This is a genomic window from Nakamurella sp. PAMC28650 (assembly GCF_014303395.1).
GTDB lineage: Bacteria > Actinomycetota > Actinomycetes > Mycobacteriales > Nakamurellaceae > Nakamurella.
The window spans coordinates 670,923-691,039 of sequence record NZ_CP060298.1 but is presented as its reverse complement, the minus strand read 5'-3'; the positions used below and the strand labels follow the sequence as shown (position 1 = coordinate 691,039).

General features: G+C 68.7%; 18 protein-coding genes and 1 pseudogene. 8 read left to right on the top strand and 11 right to left on the bottom strand.

Annotated elements, in window-relative coordinates; genetic code table 11:
- Positions 1–145: 145 nt before the first annotated feature.
- Positions 146–832 (top strand): hypothetical protein, encoded by a 687-nt coding sequence (locus H7F38_RS03100; RefSeq protein WP_187092806.1) that lies wholly within the window; start codon positions 146–148, stop codon positions 830–832.
- On the opposite strand, the gene H7F38_RS03095 is transcribed toward H7F38_RS03100, so the two are convergent.
- Positions 833–1,090 carry a hypothetical protein gene (locus tag H7F38_RS03095; protein WP_187092805.1) on the bottom strand — a complete coding sequence of 86 codons (258 nt, stop codon included), beginning with the start codon at positions 1,088–1,090 and terminating at the stop codon, positions 833–835.
- Positions 1,045–2,763, bottom strand: a complete 1,719-nt coding sequence (locus H7F38_RS03090) for a glycoside hydrolase domain-containing protein (RefSeq protein ID WP_187092803.1) — start codon at positions 2,761–2,763, stop codon at positions 1,045–1,047. Before H7F38_RS03090 ends, H7F38_RS03095 begins: the two co-directional genes overlap by 46 nt.
- Before the next feature lie 210 nt (positions 2,764–2,973).
- Here H7F38_RS03090 and H7F38_RS03085 point away from each other — a divergent pair, with 210 nt between their 5' ends.
- Both H7F38_RS03085 and H7F38_RS03080 read left to right on the top strand, forming a co-directional pair.
- Positions 2,974–4,242 carry a serine protease gene (locus tag H7F38_RS03085; RefSeq protein WP_187092802.1) on the top strand — a complete coding sequence of 423 codons (1,269 nt, stop codon included), beginning with the start codon at positions 2,974–2,976 and terminating at the stop codon, positions 4,240–4,242.
- 5 nt (positions 4,243–4,247) lie between these two features.
- Positions 4,248–5,300, top strand: a complete 1,053-nt coding sequence (locus H7F38_RS03080; protein WP_187092801.1) for a hypothetical protein — start codon at positions 4,248–4,250, stop codon at positions 5,298–5,300.
- 11 nt (positions 5,301–5,311) lie between these two features.
- Here the strand turns inward: H7F38_RS03080 and H7F38_RS03075 are convergent, their stop codons facing one another.
- Genes H7F38_RS03075 through H7F38_RS03065 form a run of 3 tightly spaced genes read right to left on the bottom strand, consistent with a single transcriptional unit; the run spans position 5,312 to position 7,295 of the window.
- A complete protein-coding gene (locus H7F38_RS03075) occupies positions 5,312–6,196 on the bottom strand; it encodes a biotin-dependent carboxyltransferase family protein (RefSeq protein WP_187092799.1) in 885 nt (294 codons plus the stop codon).
- The gene (locus H7F38_RS03070; RefSeq protein ID WP_187092798.1) at positions 6,193–6,825 is read right to left on the bottom strand and encodes an allophanate hydrolase subunit 1; all 633 of its coding nucleotides are present in this window, start codon (positions 6,823–6,825) and stop codon (positions 6,193–6,195) included. Before H7F38_RS03070 ends, H7F38_RS03075 begins: the two co-directional genes overlap by 4 nt.
- A 14-nt stretch (positions 6,826–6,839) precedes the next feature.
- Entirely contained in the window at positions 6,840–7,295 is a 456-nt protein-coding gene (locus H7F38_RS03065; protein ID WP_222618405.1) for a VOC family protein, read from the bottom strand.
- Positions 7,296–7,455: 160 nt separating this feature from the next.
- Between H7F38_RS03065 and H7F38_RS03060 the strand changes: the two genes are divergently transcribed.
- Both H7F38_RS03060 and H7F38_RS26440 read left to right on the top strand, forming a co-directional pair.
- Positions 7,456–8,487, top strand: coding sequence for an LLM class flavin-dependent oxidoreductase (locus H7F38_RS03060; RefSeq protein ID WP_187092795.1), 1,032 nt, complete (start codon positions 7,456–7,458; stop codon positions 8,485–8,487).
- A gap of 84 nt (positions 8,488–8,571) precedes the next feature.
- Positions 8,572–9,252: pseudogene (locus tag H7F38_RS26440) on the top strand (DNA-formamidopyrimidine glycosylase family protein); the annotation flags it as partial.
- A gap of 222 nt (positions 9,253–9,474) precedes the next feature.
- Here the strand turns inward: H7F38_RS26440 and H7F38_RS25815 are convergent.
- The 3 genes from H7F38_RS25815 to H7F38_RS03040 all read right to left on the bottom strand — a co-directional run bounded on the left by H7F38_RS25815 (position 9,475) and on the right by H7F38_RS03040 (position 13,544).
- A complete protein-coding gene (locus H7F38_RS25815) occupies positions 9,475–10,512 on the bottom strand; it encodes a hypothetical protein (protein WP_255498224.1) in 1,038 nt (345 codons plus the stop codon).
- Positions 10,513–10,598: 86 nt separating this feature from the next.
- Entirely contained in the window at positions 10,599–12,149 is a 1,551-nt protein-coding gene (locus tag H7F38_RS03045; RefSeq protein WP_187092794.1) for an ATP-dependent DNA ligase, read from the bottom strand.
- A 66-nt stretch (positions 12,150–12,215) separates the two neighbouring features.
- On the bottom strand, positions 12,216–13,544 hold the full coding sequence (locus H7F38_RS03040; RefSeq protein WP_187092793.1) for an ATP-dependent 6-phosphofructokinase: 1,329 nt from the start codon (positions 13,542–13,544) through the stop codon (positions 12,216–12,218).
- A gap of 95 nt (positions 13,545–13,639) precedes the next feature.
- On the opposite strand from H7F38_RS03040, the gene H7F38_RS03035 reads away from it, so the two are divergent.
- Positions 13,640–15,130 (top strand): cytosine permease, encoded by a 1,491-nt coding sequence (locus H7F38_RS03035; protein ID WP_187092792.1) that lies wholly within the window; start codon positions 13,640–13,642, stop codon positions 15,128–15,130.
- 6 nt (positions 15,131–15,136) lie between these two features.
- Here the strand turns inward: H7F38_RS03035 and H7F38_RS03030 are convergent, their stop codons facing one another.
- The 3 genes from H7F38_RS03030 to H7F38_RS03020 are packed head-to-tail and all read right to left on the bottom strand — an operon-like array spanning position 15,137 to position 17,770.
- Complete coding sequence (locus H7F38_RS03030; protein WP_187092791.1) at positions 15,137–15,910, bottom strand: SDR family oxidoreductase; 774 nt, start codon at positions 15,908–15,910, stop codon at positions 15,137–15,139.
- A 46-nt stretch (positions 15,911–15,956) separates the two neighbouring features.
- Entirely contained in the window at positions 15,957–16,721 is a 765-nt protein-coding gene (locus H7F38_RS03025; protein ID WP_187092790.1) for an SDR family NAD(P)-dependent oxidoreductase, read from the bottom strand.
- A complete protein-coding gene (locus tag H7F38_RS03020; RefSeq protein WP_187092789.1) occupies positions 16,718–17,770 on the bottom strand; it encodes an NAD(P)-dependent alcohol dehydrogenase in 1,053 nt (350 codons plus the stop codon). The genes H7F38_RS03025 and H7F38_RS03020 overlap by 4 nt, the downstream gene beginning before the upstream one ends.
- A gap of 556 nt (positions 17,771–18,326) precedes the next feature.
- On the opposite strand from H7F38_RS03020, the gene H7F38_RS03015 reads away from it, so the two are divergent.
- Positions 18,327–19,400 (top strand): glycoside hydrolase family 6 protein, encoded by a 1,074-nt coding sequence (locus H7F38_RS03015; protein WP_187092788.1) that lies wholly within the window; start codon positions 18,327–18,329, stop codon positions 19,398–19,400.
- Between the two features lie 53 nt (positions 19,401–19,453).
- Positions 19,454–19,849 (top strand): VOC family protein, encoded by a 396-nt coding sequence (locus H7F38_RS03010; protein ID WP_187092787.1) that lies wholly within the window; start codon positions 19,454–19,456, stop codon positions 19,847–19,849.
- Positions 19,850–20,117 lie beyond the last annotated feature (268 nt).

The window sequence follows — 20,117 nt, the reverse complement described above, 5'->3', positions numbered from 1 at the left end:
GTCGAGCGTGCGCGCCGTTCCTGAGGGATGCCTGAGTGTGCCGCCCGGATCCTGGCTGATTCAGCGCGCATTCAGGCTGGTCGCACACAGTGGTGTCATCCGACGGGAACGCCCCGCCGAGCAACCCGAAAGGCCTCACCCGATCATGAACGAGAACGTGACAACGCCTTCCTCCGCACTCCCCACCCCCGAGCAGAAGCCGCGTCGCCGGCTGCGGCTGGCCGCGATCGGTGGTATCGCCGCGATCGCCATCATCGGCGGCGGGATCGGCGCGGTCGCCTCTGCCGAGCAGCCGACCGCCGGCACGCCGACCACGTCGACCGTGCTGCCCAGCACGACGAGCACCGTCAAGGACGGCTCAGGGGCCGGCTCGACGACCGCGCCCACCACCGGTGCTGCGGGTGCGCCGGCCGCGCCCACCCGACCGGCGCCGAAGCCGCACCTGGCGGGCACCGTCACCTCGGTCAGCGGTAGCACCGTGCTGATCAAGGACCGCGAAGGCTTCACCCGGACGATCGTCCTCAGCAGCAAGACCACCTACACCGACGGGCTGAAGGCGGCGCTGGCGATCGGCACCAAGATCCACGCGGAGGGCACGGTCGATGCCAACGGGACCTCGCTGGACGCGGTCACGGTCGGTGCGGACAAGGGCCCGATGGGTGGACCGGGTCGCGGTGACGGCGGTCCGATGGGTGGACCGGGTCGCGGCTGGCACGGGGGTTTCCCGGCCGGTGCGCCGGACGGAAGGGGTCCGGCGACGACCGGGACCGCCCCGGCTTCCCCGACCGCCCCGGTGGCTCCGACCACCAGCAGCGTGGTCCCGACCTCCTGATCAGCCCCTGAAGTAGCCGGCGATGTCCGCGATCAGGTCGGCCGCCCCGAGGGACTGGTTGTCCAGGACGATCTTCCCGTCCGCTCCGATCGGCACCATCACGAGGTTGGCGACAGTCTGGCCCTTCACGAAGTTGAGGTTCGAGGCCAGCGGAGCCGAGGTGTCCGAAGGGAAGACGCTCAGATAGCCGATGGTGGCCGGGTTGGTCACCGTCACGTTGAGGACGACCGAGGTGGCGGTGGCCGGGACCCCCGCCACCCCGGCCACTTGCAGCGCGATCGCGCTGTCGGCCCCGACCCTGGAGGCGGCATTGGACCTGGTGTCCAGGACCCGGGTGGGCGTGGTGGCGGTGTAGGAGCCAGTGGCCGTCGGCGATCCGGACAGGTAGTAGCCGGCGATGTCGGCCAGCAGATCCGTGGTTCCGAGCGAGCCGTTGTAGATCTGCAGTGATCCCTCGTTCGGGTCGAGGGGAACCGCGGCCAGGTTCGGCACGGTCTGGCCGGCCAGGAAGTTGAGGTTCGAGACAGTGGGGCGCCGTTGGTCGTCGCGTAGGCCGTCAGGTAGCCCCGCTGGGTCGGGCCGACCGCCGTCAGGTTCAGCACGGCGGCGGAGATCGTCGGCGGGATCCTGCTGCTGCCGACCGGTTGTCCGGCCACCTGCACCGTGGTCCCGGAGTTCTTGACCGCGGTGCCTGTGTTCCGGGTGTCCAGCAGTCGGGTCGGCGTGAGCGAGACGAAAGTTCCGGGTTCAGAAGCGGCGCCCGACAGGTAGTAGCCCGCGACGTCCGCGATCACCTGGACGGTTCCGGCCCCGCCGGCGACGATGGTGACGCGGCCATTGGTGCCAAGTTGCACCGTCACGAGGTTCGGGACGGTCTGGCCGGGCACGAGATTCAGGTTCGACACCGTCGGCACGGACCGGCCGGTGGGGTAGACGCTCACGTAACCCTTTGCGGTCGGGGCGGTCGCCGTCACGTTCATCACCACGGCGCTCACCCCGGTGCCGGGCACGCCTCCCCGGCCGGTGACCTGCAGGGTCACGGACTTCCTGGCGCTCACCGGACCTGTACCGCCGGTGCGTGTGTCGAGCAGCCGGGCCGGCGTGAGAGGGACGAATGCGCCGGATGCGGTCCCCTTGCTCACCGTCTTCGGGAACGCTGCCCCGATCAACTGCGCTCCGTTGTTGTCGGTACGCGCGAAGTTGTTGTCGATCTTGGTGTTGCAGAAGGGTATGTCCAGCGGGGTGGGCTGTTGCAGGACGTATCCCCGCGCCACCACCGGTACGCCAGAGGTCGACGCCGACTTCCAGAACCCGCTCACGCCACCCAGCGTGTCCAGCTGGGCCTTCGTCAGCCCGGGATCGATGCCGACGTAGATCCCGGCCAGGTACCCACCGGCCCTGACTGCGGCGATCCAGTTCTGGACCCATGCCAGGACGACCTTGCTGCCGGAGGTCGCCTCCAGATTGAGGAAGATCATCGCCCCCTTGGGGTAGCCGAGGGAGGCAGCGGTCTTGGCAGCTTTGCTGCCCTGGCTCGCACCGTACTTCGCAGACGCCCAGTAGTCCGGGTAGTAGCCCTGGAACAAGACGATGTTCATGCCCGCAGCCGCGGCGTTGTTGTACGTCGCGTAGGTGGTCTCGTTGACGTTGACCATGGCGAGCGAGTAGCCGTTGAGCCTGCTCAGGCAGTTGATCGAACCGGCCGAGACGACGCCGCCGTTGTCGAAGCCCTTCAAGCCCGGCGTGATGGTCGTCCTGACCCCGGCCGGCGCCGTCACCACTGCAGCCGGGCCGGCCGCCGCCGACGGGGTGATCGGTGCCGCGGGTGCGGCCGAGGCCGCCGCGGGGACCGCGACGAGGGCGGCGGCGCCGAGGCTCGCGGCGATCAGGACGCGCAGGGCGCGCGAACGGACAAGAAAGGAAGAGCCCACGAATAACCCACCCGGTACGTCAAAGTCAAGGCCCGATCTGGGCTGGGTCAGCCTACCTACGGATCGACCAGGCACGAGCCGGTCATCATCCTTCACCTTCACTTCACTTCGCAGTGGTGCGAAACCTGGTGCGAATAGTGGTGCCAATGTCTTGTCTCTTCCCGAATCGGCGCCGGTGTAGTTGGATCGGGGAGTCGCGAGGGGATGCGCATGGGCGCCCACAGGTCCATCGGACGGTTGCGGCCGGGCCGATCGATGCTGCTGGCTGTCGTCGGGCTGCTGCTGATCACGGCCTGCACGGTGAGCACCGCGGGTCAGGCGACCCGCGCCACGCCCGGAGCCCAGGCCGGCCTGACGGTGGCAGCCACGGCGTCGGCGTCCTCGTCGGTTGCACCGTCCCGTGCGACGCCGACCGTCACCGTCACGACCGTGCGGAAGGTCGCGGCCACCCCCGCGGTCGTCTACCGGGTGGCTCCGCCGGTCGGGCGCACAGCGGCTCCGAAACTGGCCGCGCTCCCCTGGTGGGGTGTCGCGGTCGATACGAACCACACCAGCTCGCTCACCATCGACCGCGCTCGCGACGATGCGGCCAGTGTCTACATCCCGCCGACCCTGCCGGTGCAGCCCGGGAATGCGGCGAATCAGCCGAATTCCGCGGGCGGGAATGTTTGGTCGGGGGTGGGCCTGACCGGGCGGACAAATGGTCAGGTGATCGGAATCGTCGGTCGTCAGGCCTATACGTGTTCCGGGACGGTGGTCCATTCTGCGGCAAAGAATGTGGTTTTGACGGCCGGTCATTGCGTCTGGAACATTCCTGTGGGCAAGCCTGCGGGCAGATCCGGGCCGGCGATGACGCTGTTGGACACGATCTGGTTCGTGCCGGGAGCCTCCCAGCTCTCCAACCCGCTGACGCTGGATGCCCAGGGGCAGCCGGATGTACAGGCACCGTACGGGATCTGGAAGGTGGACGGCGCCCGGACCAATGACCGCTGGTTGAAGAACACCTGGGTCACCGAGTCCGGACGTGGACTCCAGCAGACCGAGTTGATGCACGGAGCCGGTTCGTACGACGACATCGCCTTCGCCAGGGTGCAGGCGCTGAACGGTCGGGAGATCGAAACGGTGACCGGCGCCCAGGGCCTGATGTTCTCCGACACCTCCAATGCCGCCACGCAGATCAGCTATCCGACACTCGTTCTCGGCTATCCCACGGCAGCGCCCTTCGACGGCAGCGCCCAGCGCTACTGCGCGCAGCGACTCCCGGACACCTTCGAGGGGGATGCCGTGGTGCAGACCGCCGAGATCTCCTGCGGGTTGACGCCCGGGTCCTCCGGCGGGGCCTGGTTCACCGGCTTCGACAACGTCCTCGGCGTGGGATACGTGTACGGCGTCACCTCGCGTGGTGGCGATTCGCGCCTGACGGTCGGTCTGCTGAGCCTGGCCGACGACTACCCGCTCTACCTCGGGTCGGCAGGGTGAGAACGGTGGGGCGGAGCGGGCGGTCCGGTCGCCTCGCCCTCCGGCCGGGAGCGTTGGTCGGGCTGCTGCTGGTCGGCCTGCTGCTGGTGAGTGGGTGCGTTGCCCCGCAACCTGTCTCGTCCGGAGTTGCGCCGTCGTCCGCGTCCGCGTCCGCGACCGTCACGGTTACCGTCACCCGGACGTCCGTGGTCCCGGCGAAGCGCACCGACATCACCGCTGCGATCGCCCAGGTGCGCGACTACGTGACCGGTGCGGTCTGGAACCACGGGCAGGTCCCCGGTGCGACCGCAGCACTGGCCGTCGACTCCGAGGCCGGGAACCTGACCGGGCGGCTCGCCTACTCGGAGTCGGTCGACGGGGCGTCCTACAGCCGCACCCAATCGGTGGTGGCCACAGGGATCGGTGATCCCGCGACCTTCGAGATGACGACGCGCTCGGGATCCACCGATCCCGGCACACTCGTCGACGTCCTGCACCGCTCCGGCAATCCCCGTCATGACTACCTGCTGACCGGAGGGGCCCTGCGATCGGTGGCCCCCACGGCGTGGGTCACCGTTCCGGCACGGTTCGGGAACGGGCTCGGTTGCGTTGTCCCGGGACGACAGGTGCTCTGCCAGGTGACCGCCGATCTGCTGGCCAACCAGGCGCTCGATCCGTCCCTGCCGACGAACACCTCCACGACATCCGCCGGGACGGACGCCATCTCCTCGGCCATCACGCTCAGACAACTGCTGGCCCTTGATGTCTGGCGTCTGCGAACCGCCGGTGCATCGCTGGCCGGCCGGATTCCGGCGGCCGATCTGGACCGGACCCTGATGCCGGTGACACTCTCCTATGACGCGCTGCCCGGCTCCACCCAGGGGCGACCGGGAATGCTGACCGTCAGCGGCGCGGTCGTCGTCGGCGGCGTCAGGATCTCCGTGGACCTCCGCTGGGACGAGACCGCCACCATCGGTGGCGAGGAGATCCACCTGCCGGTGCCGACGAAGGCCGTTTACACCGTGCTGGATGCCGTGCAGGCGCGGCGACTCGCAGCACTGGCCGGCCGGAGCGAGTGAGGGCTCCACGCTCAGGGCAGACGGAACCGGACACCGTGACCCGGTCGCAACTGCGCCGCCAGGGCGAGATCGGCGTCGGTGATGACGGCGATCACCGGATAGCCGCCGGTCACCGGGTGATCGGCGAGAAAGATGATGGGCTGCCCACTGGCCGGGACCTGCAACGCCCCGGTGACCATCGGCTCGGAAGGCAACTCGTCCGTTCGGGCGCGTTCGAGTGTCGGCCCGGCCAGCCGGACGCCGACCCGGTCGGCATCGGGCGTCACGGTCCAGGTCGAGTCGCACAGCAGGCGCAGTGCCTGCGGGGTGAACCAGTCCTCGCGTGGGCCGGGAATCACGCGCAACTCCCCGGACGTCCTGCGAAGTGCGGGCAATAGGCGTCGTTCCGCAGGACGTAAGGGGCCCCCTCGCGCGACCGCGGACCCGACCGGGAGCGTCATCCCCGCCGCCAGCCTCGCCGGTCCGATGCCGGACAGGGTGTCGGTCGAGCGGGAACCGAGTACCGGGGGGACGGTGATCCCACCCCGTACGGCGAGGTAGGTGCGCAGGCCGGTCCGGGGGGCTCCGACCCGAAGTTCCTGCCCCGCAGGCACTGTGAACGCGGTCTCCATCGGCACCGTGGCGCCGGCGGCCGCCGCGCCGCGCGCCGCCCCGCACGTGGCCCCGACCGCAGCTCCGGTCAGGGCGATGACGGCGTGGTCGGCGAAGCGCACCCGCAGTCGCCCGAGGGTCATCTCGATCGTGGCATCGCCGGCCTCGTTCCCGACGATCCGGTTGGCCATCAGGTGCGCCGGACGATCCGCCGCGCCGGACCGACCGATGCCGAGATGCCCGAACCCCGGTCGGCCCAGATCCTGGACGGTGCTCATCGGGCCGGGCGAGACAACGGTGATCACGGGCTCACCTGGACGAACCGAACGCGGGTCCCCGGTGGGAGCAGGGCCGGCGGGTCACGGTCGAGATCGAAGACGACGGTGTCGGTCCGGCCGATCAACTGCCATCCACCAGGAGATTCGCGGGGGTAGACGCCACTGAACTCGTCGGCGAGGGCGACCGATCCGGCCGGCACCGTGGTGCGTGGCGACCTTCGGCGCGGCACCCGAAGACCGGACGGCAGACCCGTCAGATACGCGAACCCGGGAGCGAAACCGCAGAAGGCCACGGTGAACTCGGTGCCGGTGTGCAGCGCGACGAGTTCCGGCTCGGTGCAGTCCAGCAGGGCGCACACCTCGGCGAGGTCCTCCCCCGCATAGTGCACCGGTATCTCCACGACAGCCCCACCGAGGGCGGCGGCCCCGACCGCCGCCGGCTCGGCGGTGGTACCGGGAAGATCCACGGTTCCACCGATCCATTCCGAGACGACCTCAGGTGACACAAGTCCCGGATCGAAGGCGACCAGAACCGTGCGTGCGGCGGGGATGACGTCGACGACCCCCGTCGGTCGGCCCGAGGCCAACCGCTGGTGCAGTCGGATGACCTGCCGGAGGTCGTCGAGCTCGGCCAGGACGGCCCGATCACCGGCCATGCGCCACCGGACGGTCACTCGCCGCGGTGCGCGGCCTCCAGGGCGGCCACGTCGATCTTGTTCATCGTCATCATGGTCTGCCTCACCCGTGCGGATTTCTCCTGGTCGGGGTCGCCCATCAACTGCCCGAGGGCCGTCGGGATGATCTGCCAGGAAAGGCCGAACCGGTCCCTCAACCACCCGCACCGGGACTCGGCGCCACCGTCGGCGGTCAGCGCCGACCAGAGGACGTCCACCTCCTCCTGCGATCCGACGGAGACGAACAGCGAGACCGCCTCGGTGAACGTGTACATCGGCCCCCCGTTGAGGGCCATGATCTCCTGACCGGCCATCTCGAAGGTGGCCATCATCACCGACCCCTCGGCCCCAGGGGTCGAGTTGATCACCCGGAAATCATCGAAGATCGCCCGGTAGAAGCTCAGGACCTCGGCGAGATCCCGGTCGTACCAGAGAAAAGGCGCGATCTTCACGGTGTGGTCTCCCAGCGGTTCGTCGGTCGTTCGGTGAGGTGCGTTGAGGTCCGGTGAGACTACCGCTCCGTCGTCGGCGTGATCGGTGGGAATGCCGGGCGCGCCAGTTTGTTGACATGTCATAGACTGACCCGAACGGCAACTTCTGGAGGACTCCCACATGACCACCCAGCTCGAACTCGGCCTCGACACCTTCGGCGACGTCACGGTCGGGGGAGACGGTCAGCCCCTTCCTCAGCCTCTGGTCATCCGCAATCTCGTCGAGCAGGCCGTCCTGGCCGACCAGGTCGGTCTCGACTTCATCGGGATCGGCGAGCACCACCGCGCCGACTTCGCGGTGACCGCCCCTGATGTCGTCCTGGCGGCGATCGCCGGGCGGACCGAACGCATCCACCTCGGTTCTGCGGTCACCGTGCTGAGCTCCGATGATCCGGTCCGGGTCTTCCAGCGTTTCGCCACCCTGGACGCCGTGTCCGACGGCCGGGCGGAGGTCATCCTGGGACGCGGGTCGTTCACCGAGTCGTTCCCGCTGTTCGGCTACGAACTCTCCGACTACGACAAGCTTTTCGAGGAGAAGGTGGAACTGTTCGCGGCGTTGCGCGCCGAGCAGCCGGTCACCTGGTCGGGCACCACCCGGTCCGGCCTCGACCACCAGTCGGTGTTCCCGCACACCGCCTCCGGTGCCGTCAAGACCTGGCTCGGCGTCGGTGGCAGCCCGGAGTCGGTCGTCCGGGCGGCCCGGTACGGATTCGGGCTGCTGCTGGCGATCATCGGCGGTGAACCGGAGCGGTTCGCGCCGTACTCCGACCTGTTCCACCGCGCGCTGGACCAGTTCGGCACCGGCCCCGCCCCGATCGGTGTGCACTCGCCCGGCCACATCTCCGACACCGATGAGCAGGCCAGGGACGAACTGTGGCCGCACTACCGCGACATGACGACACGCATCGGCCGCGAGCGCGGCTGGCCCGCGCCGACCCGTGCCCGCTTCGAAGCAGACGCGGTGCAGGGTTCCATCTACGTGGGCTCCCCGGAAACCGTGGCGACGAAGATCGCCTCCACCGTCAAGGTTCTCGGCGCAGATCGCTTCGATCTGAAGTACAGCAACGGCACCCTGCCGCACGAGCAGATGATGCGTTCGATCGAGCTGTACGGCACCAAGGTGGCCCCGATGGTCAGGGACATGCTCGCCTGACGGGTGGAGATCCGGCCGGCCCTCCGGACGCCGTTGCCCCCGGACGACGGTGTGGCCCGGCTGCCGGCTGGGTAATCATGGGTCATGCCAGAACTTCCCGAGGTCGAGGACGCTCGCAGTGTGATTGCCGAAGGTGCGCTGAAGCGGCGCATCGTGGCCGTCGACGACGCCGACACGTTCGTCTGCCGCCCACATTCCCCCGGTCAATTGCGTGACGCCCTGGTCGGCCGGATGCTCACCGCGGCCCGTCGGCGCGGAAAGACGATGTGGTGCGAGACCTCCGGTGTCGGCAGGTCCGTGACACCCGGTCCCGACCTGGGCATCCACCTCGGGATGGGCGGCCGGATCGTGATCACCGGCAAGGGTGCGGCGTCCGGCAAGGGTGCAGCGTCCGCCAAGGGGGCCGGGTCGGCCAAGGCCGGGGTGGGCGGTGGGCCCAGCCGCCCGGACGCCCAGCCACGCAAGGCCGAGTGGAACCGGTTCACCCTCGAGTTCGCCGACGGCGGCAGCCTGGTGCTGTTCGACAAGCGGCGGCTCGGTCGGGTCCGGCTGGATCCGGACATCGGCGCTCTCGGTCCGGATGCCGAGGAGGTGGGCCCGGCCGAGTTCCGCGCCCTGGTGGCGAAGGGGACGATCGCCATCAAGGCCCGTCTGCTCGATCAGTCCAAGATCGCCGGAATCGGGAACCTGCTCGCGGACGAGGTGCTCTGGAAGGCCGAGCTCTCCCCGTCCGCGCCGGTCGACACCCTGCAGCCCGAAGACTCCGACCGCCTGTTCCGGGCGCTGGGGGCTGCCTTGAAATCCGCCATCGCCAAGGGCGGCGTGCACACGGGCGAGGTGATCGCGGGCCCGTCATGCCGGCGGCCACTGCCCTCGATGCGGTGCGGAGATGGTGCACGGCACCGTCGGTGGACGGTCGACCTGGTGGTGCTCGGCCGAGCAGACCGTCTGACGTCGGCCGAGCACCGGCACTGCCTCGGACGAGGGTCACCGCAGGCGGGTGATGTAGTAGTCCGCGGTCGCCGGGGACGGCGTGCCGAAGCGGGCATTCACCGCGTACAGCGAGCCGGCGGCGAACGTGGCGGTCGACGGGACGTCCAGTGTCGGGTCGGTCAGCAGCTTCTCCCAGGACGCCGTCCAGCCGTGGCGCCCGGCCCTGAGGGTCAGCTGGGCGACCGAGGTGTTCGACGTTCCGCGCACCACCCACAGGGTCGATCCGCGCCGTTCCAGTCCGTCACCACCAGTGATCGTAGGTCCGCCGGTCACCGGGATCCGGGTGGCCTTCCCGGTGCGCAGGTCCACCGACCAGAGGCCGCCCGCAGTGCTGTGATCCAGGATCACGTGCGTGGGGTCCAGTGATCGGATGCCGTTGGCGCTGAGCCCACCGCGCGCGCCGGGCCAGTCACCGCCCAGGGCCAGGAACGTTGGGGCCGCCCCGGCGGGACGGCCGGACGAGGTCAGCGGGATGCGGGTCAGTCGCTCCACGTTCGAGTCGGTGACCCAGACGGCGGTCGGGGTGATGATCAGGTCGTTGAGGAAACCGCCGCCGGCCACGACGGTGTCGACGGCGATGCTGCCGGTCCGGGCATCAACGGCCCAGATGTGCGCCACCGTCCCGACGTTGCCGACGGCCCAGAGCAACCGGGTGCGTGCGTCGTACTGCAGGCCGCGCAACTGCCGGCCGGTCGCCCCCGGCAACAGCACCTTAGACGTACCGGTGCGCAGCAGGTTGCCGGTGACGATGCGGCCGTCGTTCAGCGAGCCCACGTAGTAGGTGGAGCCGACGGACGTGATGCCCTCGGGCTGGATGCCGGCCGGGAGCGCGATGGTGTTGCCCCTGACGCAGTTCGTCGGGGCCGAAGCCCTCGACGGCGACCCGCCGGCGACTGCGGATGACGCGGCGACTGCGGATGCGCTGGTGGCTGCGGATCCTGGGGGTGCCGCTGAAGCCGGAGAGGTGAGGGTGACCGCTGCGATCGCGGCACCGATCAGGGCAAGGACAGGAAGACGTCTGCTCAGGGTCATTCCACAGCCTATGCAAATATCGTCGGTCCGGGACTATGCAATGCGGCGGTAAAGCGAAACCGGAGGTCAGCGGACGATGCAGGTGGTCACAGCGGGCTGAGCGCCACGACCGCGTCGATGGTGTCGACCTCCTCCAGCGTCTTGTCGTCGCGGTAGCGGAGGACCCGGGCGAAGCGGAGCGCAACACCGCCGGGGTAGCGGCTGGACCGTTGGACACCGTCGATGGCGATCTCGGCGATCAGGGGCGGGTCGACGAACACGGCGTACTTCGTCCGCCGGACCTCCCTGCCCAGGAACTGTTCCGTCTGCCAGGTCAGCATCTGGTCGGTCAGGCCCTTGAAGGTCTTGCCGAGCATGACGAGATCACCGGTCGCGGTGTCCCTCGCGGCCAGATGCAGGTTGGACAGCCAGCCCTGACGGCGACCGGACCCCCACTCCGCACCGATGACGGCCAGGTCGAAGGTATGACGTGGCTTGATCTTGATCCAGCCGGAATCTCTCCGGCCGGCGGCGTAGGGGGCGGCGAGGTTCTTCACGACCACGCCCTCGAAGCCGTCGAGGACGACCTGGGTGAAGAAGGCGGTGACCTGCTCGACGCTCTCGGCCAGAATCCGCGGAACCAGCAATTCCGGTGGTAGTGCCTCCCGCATGACGGCGGCGCGCACGGACAGCGGCTCGTCCAGCAGATCACGACCGTCGACGTGCAGCAGGTCGAAGACGAACAGCGACAGCGGCGTCTTCTCCCGCCCGGCGGCGACATCGATGCTGCTGCCGGTCCGCGAGGCGATCACCTGGAACGGCAGCGGCCTCCCGTCCGAACCCAGACCGACCACCTCGCCGTCCAGCACCAACCTGGAGACCGGCAGCGCCGCAACGGCTTCGACGATCTCGGGCAGTCGATCCGTGACGTCGTCCAGGCTCCGCGTGTACAGGCGGACGAGGTCGCCGTCGCGGTGCACCTGGATCCGGATGCCGTCCAGCTTGGCGTCGACGAGGGCAGGTAGGCCGGACTTCGGGACGGCAGCGTCGGCGTTCGGCGCGCTGGCCGCCAGCATGGGCCGGACCGGGATGCCGACCTGCAGGCCGACCTGCTCCAACGCCGCGACGCCGATCCGGGCGAGCAGCCCCGCGGCCGTCGCGGTGGAGCCGAGCAGCATCGCGGCCCGCTGCACGGTGGCCGTCGGGACGTCGAACGCGGCCGCGAGACCGTCCTGCACCAGGGAGTCGAGGGCGCCCTGCCGTAGATCCTCGAAGACCAGACCACGGAGAAACGCCTGCTCGGGCAAGGTGGCGAGCGCGAAGAGGCCCTCGACCTCTGCGCTTCGCAGTGCTGTCGACCCGGCGCCGGCGATGGCCGCCACCTTTTCGAACACCGCGTCGACGTCGCTCACCGTCAGGGTCGCCTCGGGGGCGGGCGGCGGCAGCGCCGCCATCGAGGCCCACCCCACTCCGGTCCGGCGTTGCCGCAGCGTCCCGGACAAAAAGGTGACGACGAGTTCGATCTCCTGGCCGCCGGCCTCGCTGCGTGCCTCGCCGCCGGCCTCGGCGATGCAGCCGGCGAGCGCCTTGCGCTTGGCCAGCCGGGAACGGGTGGCGGCGACCTCGGCCGAGGTCTCGACGAGCCTGGAGAGCAGCATGTGCCCATGGTGCCCCGCCGCACCGACAGCCAATCCCGTGCCGGTCGCGTGAACAGCCCCGACCGGCTACCGCATCTCGAACGGCTGGGCCGTCGACTCCAGGATGGACAGCCACAGATCGCCGTCGGGGGCGACCCGGTTGCGCATCGACACGGCCAACGAGATCGGCACGTGGATGAATCGGTTGTGCCGGCGGCCGACGACCATGTCCGTCCGTCCGGCCATGGCGGCGTGCACCGCCGCCTGGGCGAGTCGGACGCAGTAGACCGAGTCGGAGGCCTGCGCCGGAACCGAGCGGATGGCGTAACCGGGGTCGATGTACTTGAGTGTCAACGGCTGTCCGGCGGCCTCGAAGTCGGAGGTGATCCGCTCTTTCATGAACACGCCGACGTCGGCCAGGGCGGCGTTACCAGATGCGTCCGATCCGGAGGAGGTCAGCAATTCCTGTCCAGCGCCCTCGGCGACGACCACCACTGCACTTCCCCGGTCGGTCACTCGTCGGCGCAGGCAGGCCAGGAACCCGCCGTCGCCGTCGAGCGCGAACGGTACCTCCGGGATCAGGACGAAATCGGCGTCGTGATTGGCCAGGGCCGCGTAGCAGGCGATGAAGCCGGAATGGCGGCCCATCACACGGACAAGGCCCACCCCGCCGATCGCGGACTGCGCCTCCACCCGTGCGGCCTGGATCGATTGGGCCGCAACGGTGAACGAGGTCTGGAATCCGAAACTCTGGCCGATGTAGGGGATGTCGTTGTCGATCGTCTTGGGAATCCCGATCACGCCGATGGGCAGACCACGCCGGGTCAGGACCTGGGCGATACCGGCCGCCCCGCGCATCGAGCCGTCACCGCCGATGACGAAGAGGATGTCGATCCCGTGCTCGACGAGGGTGTCGGCCATGACCTCCGGATCCTGTGCGCCCCTCGATGTTCCGAGGATGGTCCCGCCCTGCTCGTTGATCTTGTCGACCTTGTCCGGCGTCAGACGGGTGACGCGGTGGCCGTTTCCCGGGACCAGGCCCGCATAGCCGTAGCGGAACCCGGTCACCTCACCGACCCCGTAGTGCGTGCACAACTCCAGGACCAGGCCGCGGATGACGTCGTTCAATCCTGGACACAACCCACCGCAGGTGACCACCCCGACCCGGGCGGTACCGGGTGCGAAGAAGACCTGCCGGCGCGGTCCACCCGGTTCGAAACTCGGCAGCCGGTCCACCGGGACGGCCCGCTCGCGCACCAGGCTGATGGTGTCGTCGAACAGGACGCGGTCGTCCTCGTCGACATAGTGCTCGTTGGTCCGGCGGCCGCCGATGTATTTTGCGAGCGGTGAGTCGAAACGGCATTCACCGAGGTTCGAGACCTTCAGGTCGGTGCCGAGCGCAACCGTGGTGGTCATGGGTCCAAGCGTGGGCGGGTGGTGTGTCGTCGGTGTGACGGGGCGGAGAACAAGTCCGCGGGACGGAGATCATTCCCTGGTGAGACAATTCCGGGATGACCACCCAGTTCGGTGAAACACGCACGGTCGCCCTGGAGACCAACGGCATCAACGTCATCGCCGACGGCGAGCGCAAGGGTCGACCTCGTGACCTGTTCTGGCCCTGGTTCGGCGCGAACGTCTCGGTGCTCGGCCTGGGCTACGGGGCGTTCGTGCTCGCGTTCAAGCTGTCGTTCTGGCAGGCGCTGATCGCCGGGGTGATCGGCATCGTCGTCTCGTTCCTGTTCTGCGGGTTCGTCGCCATTGCCGGCAAGCGGGGTTCGGCCCCCACGATGGTGCTCTCGCGGGCGGCGTTCGGAGTCCGCGGAAACAAGTTGCCGTCACTCATCTCCTGGGTGTTGACCGTCGGCTGGGAAACCGTCCTGGTGATCCTGGCGACGCTGGCCACCGCAACGGTTTTCGAACGGCTGGGCTGGGGCAGTGGAAATGTCGTCAAGATCATCGCGATGCTGGTGGTCACCGCCCTGACCATCCTCGGCGGCGTGGCCGGCTTCGACGTGATCATGAAGATGCAGAAGTGGATCACCATCGTCACCGGGATCCTGACGGTGGTCTACCTCGTGTTGTCGGCCGGACACATCCACTGGTCGATCGTCAGCTCGACGCCGGCCGCCTCGTCCACCGCCGTGATCGGGGCATTCATCCTGGTGCTGACCGGGTACGGCCTCGGGTGGGTCAACGCCGCCGCGGACTATTCCCGGTACCTGCCCCGCGGTGCGTCCAGCAGGGGTGTGGTCGGCTGGACGACATTCGGTGCTGCCGTCGCCCCGATCATCCTCCTGATCTTCGGGCTGCTCCTGGCCGGCTCGTCGGCGGATCTGAACACCGCGATCTACAACGATCCGATCGGTGCACTCGCCGGGTTGTTGCCGACCTGGTTCCTCGTGCCGTTCGTGGTCGTCGCAGTGCTGGGGCTCGTCGGCGGAGCCGTGCTCGACATCTACTCGTCCGGGCTGGCGCTGCTCAGCCTGGGACTCAAGGTGCAGCGGTACGTCGCCGCCCTCATCGACGGAACCATCCTGCTGGCCGGGGCCATCGCCGTCATCTTCTTCGCCGATAACTTCTTCTTCCAGTTCCAGGGCTTCCTCATCACTCTCGGAGTGCCGGTGGCCGCCTGGGCCGGGGTCATGCTGGCTGACATCCTTCTACGGAGACAGGATTACGCCGAGCCCGAGCTGTTCGATCGCCAAGGCCGCTACGGCGACGTGCAATGGGTTCCGGTCTCGCTCGTGGTGGTCGGGACCGCGCTCGGCTGGGGTCTGGTGACCAACACCTACGCGCCCTGGCTCACCTGGCAGGGCTACCTCCTCGAGGCCTTCGACCTCGGCGGCAAGACCGGCTCCTGGGCCGGTGCGAACATCGGGGTGCTGGTCGCGCTGGTGATCGGATTCCTGGGCACCCTGATCTTCTCGCCGTGGCGCGTCCGGCGTCAGGAGGGCACGCCGATGCTGCGCTACAGCGACCCGTACGCAGACTCGTACCGCTGACGCCGCCTACTGCTGAGCAGGTCCGAGCTCCAGGAACTCGGCGAAGGTCTGCAGGCCGTCGCCGTGGTCCGGCGTCATCCCGTAGCCCTTGCGCAGGCCCCTCGCGAACCGGCCGGGGAACGGGATCCTGACGACCCTCCTGGTCCGCCCGGCCGAGGTCAGGTACATCGTGGCCAGTTCGCACATGGTCCTGATCTCCGGGCCACCCAGCTCCGTCACCCGTCCGGCGGGCGGTTCCATCGCGATCTGCACGAGCCGCAGCGCAACCTCGCCGACGGCGATCGGCTGCAGCCTGACACCGCGCGGGACGAAGCCGATCGGCAGTCGGCAACCGAGTCGGACCATCGTCAGTGCCAGGTCGTGGAACTGGGTCGTGCGCAGGATCGTCCATGGGATCCCCGAGGCGATCAGTGCCTTCTCGGTCGCGAACTTGGCGCGGTAGTAGCCCAGCGGCAGCCGGTCGACCCCCACGATCGAGATGTAGACGAGATGCTTGATGGCGGCCCGCTTCCCGGAGGACAGCAGCGCAGCGATCGACTCGGCCTCACCCCGGGGTGACCCGCTGGCGCAGTGGATCACCACCTCCACCCCGAGCAGTGCGGCGTCGAGACCGGCCCGGCTCCGGTAGTCGACCGTCGCCCACTCGTGGTCGAGGATCTTCTCGGCGGGGGGCTTGTTGCGGCTGGCCACCCGCACCGTGCGCCCGGCCTCGATCAGCTGTCGCACCACGTGCCGACCCAGGTGACCGGTGCCGCCGGTCACCAGAACTGTTGTCGCCACATCGCTCCCGTCGCCGAGTACCGGGTCGGATCAGTACCGGGACCTGTCAGTACACCGTATAGCCACCGTCGATCACCAGGACCGAGCCCGTCATGAAGGCGGAGGCGTCGGAGGCCAGGAACACCACACTCGGCGCGATTTCCTCGGGGGTCGCGGCCCGCTGCTGCGGCGCGTCCTCGATCCAGAAGCGCCGGAACTCGGGCTTGTCGACCGGGGCCATCTCGGTCCGCACGTAACCCGGTGCGACCGCATTGACCCTGATGCCCAGCGGCGCCCACTCGGCGGCCAGCGACTTCGTCAGTTGATGGACGGCGGCCTTCGAGGCGTTGTAGGCCGGTTGCCACTGCGGGCGGTTGACGATCTGGGCCGAGATGGACCCGACGTTGACGATGACGCCGCGCTCGGCTGCGGCCATCCGTCTGCCGAACACCTGGCTGCCGTTCCAGACGCCGGTGACGTTGACGTTCATCACCTCGGCGAACTCGTCGTCGGTCACCTCGAAAGCCGGCCGGTGGATGCAGGTCCCGGCGTTGTTGATCAGGATGTCGACGGGTCCGAGGGTGGCCTCGATCGCGTCGGCCGCTGCCTCCAGACTGGCCTTGTCGGTGACGTCCGCGGTGAAGGCGGCGGCCCGGATGCCGTCCTGCACCAGTTCGGCGACCGCTGCCTCGTTGTGTGCGGCCGTGCGCCCGAGGACCGCGACCAAGGCGCCCGCCTCGCCGAGACCGCGGGCGAACGCCCTGCCCAGCCCCTGGTTTCCGCCGGTCACCACGGCGACCCGGCCGGTCAGGTCGAAACTGTCCAGAATCATGCGAGACCTCCTGGTCTGACGATGACCTTCATGGTGCCGGGAATCCTGTCCTGCGAAAGGGCCTCTGCGACATCGTCGAGACCGAAATGGCCGGTGACCATTCCGTCGAGGTCGATCGACCCCGAGGCGGCGAGCGCGATGGCCGTCGGGTACACGTTGGCGTACCGGAACGTACCGGTGACGGTCAGTTCACGACCTTGCACGAGCCCGACGGGCAACGAGATCTCGTCGGCGCCCATCCCGACCAGGGCCACGTGGCCGGCAGGCCGCACCGCCCGAATGCCCTGCTGGACGGCGATCTCGGCACCGGAGCAGTCGATGAAGGCGTCCACCTCGATGTCGAGGTCGGCCGCATTCTCGGTCCGGGCATCCAGGACCCGGGTGGCTCCGAATCGGCCGGCCACCTCGAGACGGTCGGGGGAGATGTCGGAGACCACGATCTCGGTGGCGCCCAGAGCTTTCGCGACCTGGACGTTCATGAGTCCGATCGGTCCGGCGCCGGAGATCAGCACCCGGCTACCTGCGCCCACCTGGACCTTCGCGCAGGCCCAGACGCCGACGGACAGCGGCTCGATCAGACCGGCCGCATCTTCCGACATCGAGTCGGGCACCGTGTGCGCGAAGTCGGCGGCGAGCGTCACGTACTCGGCGAAGCATCCGTCGATCGGTGGGGTCGCGAAGAAGCGCACGTCGGGGCACAGGTTGTAACGGCCGGCCTTGCACTCCCGGCAGACCCGACAGGGCACCCCCGGTTCCATCGCGACGGCCTCCCCGATGCGAGCGGGATCGACCCCCTCGCCCACCGCAACGATGTGGCCGCCCCCCTCGTGACCCAGGATCATCGGCTCACGGACCACGTAGTCGGCGATCCGGCCGTGCCGGAAGTAGTGGATGTCCGAACCGCAGATGCCGACGGATCCGACCCTGATCAGGACCTCGCCGGGTTCGGGCGTCGGGACGGCCCGCATCTCGACTGCCACGTCACCGATGCCGCGGAGCACGCTCACCCGCATCGTCGCCGGCAGCATGGGTTCCACTGCGCTGGTCATGGAGACCTCTCTGTCCGTGATGACTGTCCGTCATCCCTGTTCGTCGTGTCTGATCGTCGTGTCTGATCCCGCCGTGATTGCTCGCGTCAGGAGGGCACGGTCCCATACTGCGGAACAGGGGCCACAGTCTGGGGTCGCTTCGCCGGCACGGACCGACTCCGCCGACCTGACTCCCCCGCCCGGCGTGGATCACCCCCGGTCCGGCGTGGATCAACTTCCCAGGCATGGGCGAAAGTGATGACTTCTGTCCCATCCGTCCCAAAACGGCGAAGTTGATCCACGCAGCGGCCGTCACATGGTGGGGCGGTACGTCGTGACCAACGGATCCATGACCCTCGGTCACCACAGGTGGTGCGGTCTCGAGAGCCAGCGTCACTCCGCAGGCCCGAGCCGGTGGCTTCCGCACACTCTCCGTGCGCGAAACTCCACCGCAAAGGGAAGGGGTGATCGAGCGTTGCTGTGAAAACCTGTGGGTGGGTGGAACCCGCAGTGCAGACGGGCTGAATTTCTCCGCCGATGTCCGAGACAGCCCCGCCCTCCGGGATTGGAGCATCACATGTCCAGCAGAAGACGCTCATGGCGAAGGCTGGCGGTGCTGTGTGCCGTGATCGCCGCGACGGTGGCCGTGACACCGCCCGCCCGCGCTGCGACGCCGGTCACCGCCAACTCTTCGGCCGGGGTCAATTCCCTCGCCGGCGCCAGATTCTTCGTGATGCCCGGCAATCCCGCACAGCGGGCGGCGGCAACGACTCGCGCCTACTCATCGACGCTGAACCAGATCGCAGCCCAGCCGACGGCCTACTGGATCGTTCCGCAGAAGCCCGACTACCTGAACCAGCGCTACGTCAACGCGATCCAGACAGCCGCCACCGCAGCCGGTCAGGTCCCGGTGTTCACCCTGTACGCGATCACGAACCGTGACTGCGGGTCCTACTCCAGCGGCGGAGAACCCAACGCCGGGGCCTACCGTTCCCTGGTCAACTACGTCCGGGCGGGTATCGCCGGGCGAAGGGCCGTGGTCATCGTCGAGCCCGACGCCATCGTGGCCGCCCCGACATGCCTCGATTCCGGTCAGATGATGGAACGGGCCGCCCTCCTGCGGTACGCGGCGAATACTCTTTCCCGGCCGGGGACCAGCGTCTATCTCGACGCAGGGAACTGGAACTCCAAAGGCACACCGCAGCAATCTCTTGCGTATCTGATGTACGCGCTGCCCTATGTCGGTATCGACAAGGTGGCTGGTTTCGCACTGGACACCAGCGGGGTGCTGACCACCAAGGACGAACAGGCTTTCGGGGACAGGGTGTCAGCGCGATTGGCGGCCGCCGGAATGCCCGGAAAGCACTACGTCATCGACACTTCCCGCAACGGCAACGGCCCGGGGCCCAATACCGGCGGGTTCTGCAATCTTCCTGGACTGGCCCTCGGGGCCAACCCGACATCGGTGACGAGGCATCCGCTGAACGACGCCTTCCTGTGGGTGAAGTACCCCGGGGAGTCAGACGGAGCCTGCAGCGGAAACGGCACCCCGGACGCGAGTGCGCCACCGTCGGGGGTCTTTTGGCCGGCATATGCGATGAGGCTGGTGAACAACAGGGCTGCATTGCTGTCCGGCGCTCCGGTGAGGTAGGCGTGTCCGATGCGTCCAAGACAGCAGCGTGCGGTGCGGATTACGGTGCCGATATGGAACTCACCCTCGACGTCATCGGGCTGGTCGGCTCCGACATGGCGGCCGGCCTCGCCTTCTACCGCAGGCTGGGGCCGGCGATTCCTGCCGAGGCCGACATCTCGCCCCATGTGGAGTTCGGGCTTCCGGGCGGGATCCGCTTGTGTTGGGACACAGAGGAAGTCATGGCCTCCTTCGACCCGGAGTTCGCGGCCGTCACGAAAGCCGGCCGGTCGTCCATCGGGTTCGCCGCGGCGTCACCGGCCGAGATCGACAGCGGCTACGCCGATCTGGTCGCAGCCGGCCATCACGGCCATCTTGCGCCATGGGATGCATTCTGGGGTCAGCGGTATGCCGTGGGGCACGACCCCGACGGTGTGACGGTCGACCTGTTCGCCCAGCTTCCGCAGTAGGTCGCGGTCCCTGACGCACGGCCCCGATCAGAGGAGCCGGCCCATGTCGACCCCGGCGAGAGATCTGGTCTCCCTGGACGGATGGGCTTGGTCGGCGTAGCCGCAGCGACCGGCGACATGCGCCGCCGCTGCGGGCCATGGCCACCGCGCGCTGCAGACGCTGGACGCGGCGGAGAAGTTGCAGGGAGTACCCGAAGGTCTCCAGCGATCGGCGGTACCGCAGCCGCGGACCCCACCCCAACTCGGCGGCGACCTCGCCGACACCGGA

Bases quoted from the DNA above. Each gene is read 5' to 3' on its own strand.
- H7F38_RS03085 (WP_187092802.1), top strand. From the start codon at position 2,974: ATGGGCGCCCACAGGTCCATCGGACGGTTGCGGCCGGGCCGATCGATG.
- H7F38_RS03035 (WP_187092792.1), top strand. From the start codon at position 13,640: ATGACCACCCAGTTCGGTGAAACACGCACGGTCGCCCTGGAGACCAAC.
- H7F38_RS03045 (WP_187092794.1), bottom strand. From the start codon at position 12,149: ATGCTGCTCTCCAGGCTCGTCGAGACCTCGGCCGAGGTCGCCGCCACC.
- H7F38_RS25815 (WP_255498224.1), bottom strand. From the start codon at position 10,512: ATGACCCTGAGCAGACGTCTTCCTGTCCTTGCCCTGATCGGTGCCGCG.
- H7F38_RS03015 (WP_187092788.1), top strand. From the start codon at position 18,327: ATGTCCAGCAGAAGACGCTCATGGCGAAGGCTGGCGGTGCTGTGTGCC.
- H7F38_RS03040 (WP_187092793.1), bottom strand. From the start codon at position 13,544: ATGACCACCACGGTTGCGCTCGGCACCGACCTGAAGGTCTCGAACCTC.
- H7F38_RS03025 (WP_187092790.1), bottom strand. From the start codon at position 16,721: ATGATTCTGGACAGTTTCGACCTGACCGGCCGGGTCGCCGTGGTGACC.
- H7F38_RS03020 (WP_187092789.1), bottom strand. From the start codon at position 17,770: ATGACCAGCGCAGTGGAACCCATGCTGCCGGCGACGATGCGGGTGAGC.
- H7F38_RS03100 (WP_187092806.1), top strand. From the start codon at position 146: ATGAACGAGAACGTGACAACGCCTTCCTCCGCACTCCCCACCCCCGAG.
- H7F38_RS03010 (WP_187092787.1), top strand. From the start codon at position 19,454: ATGGAACTCACCCTCGACGTCATCGGGCTGGTCGGCTCCGACATGGCG.
- H7F38_RS03070 (WP_187092798.1), bottom strand. From the start codon at position 6,825: ATGGCCGGTGATCGGGCCGTCCTGGCCGAGCTCGACGACCTCCGGCAG.
- H7F38_RS03060 (WP_187092795.1), top strand. From the start codon at position 7,456: ATGACCACCCAGCTCGAACTCGGCCTCGACACCTTCGGCGACGTCACG.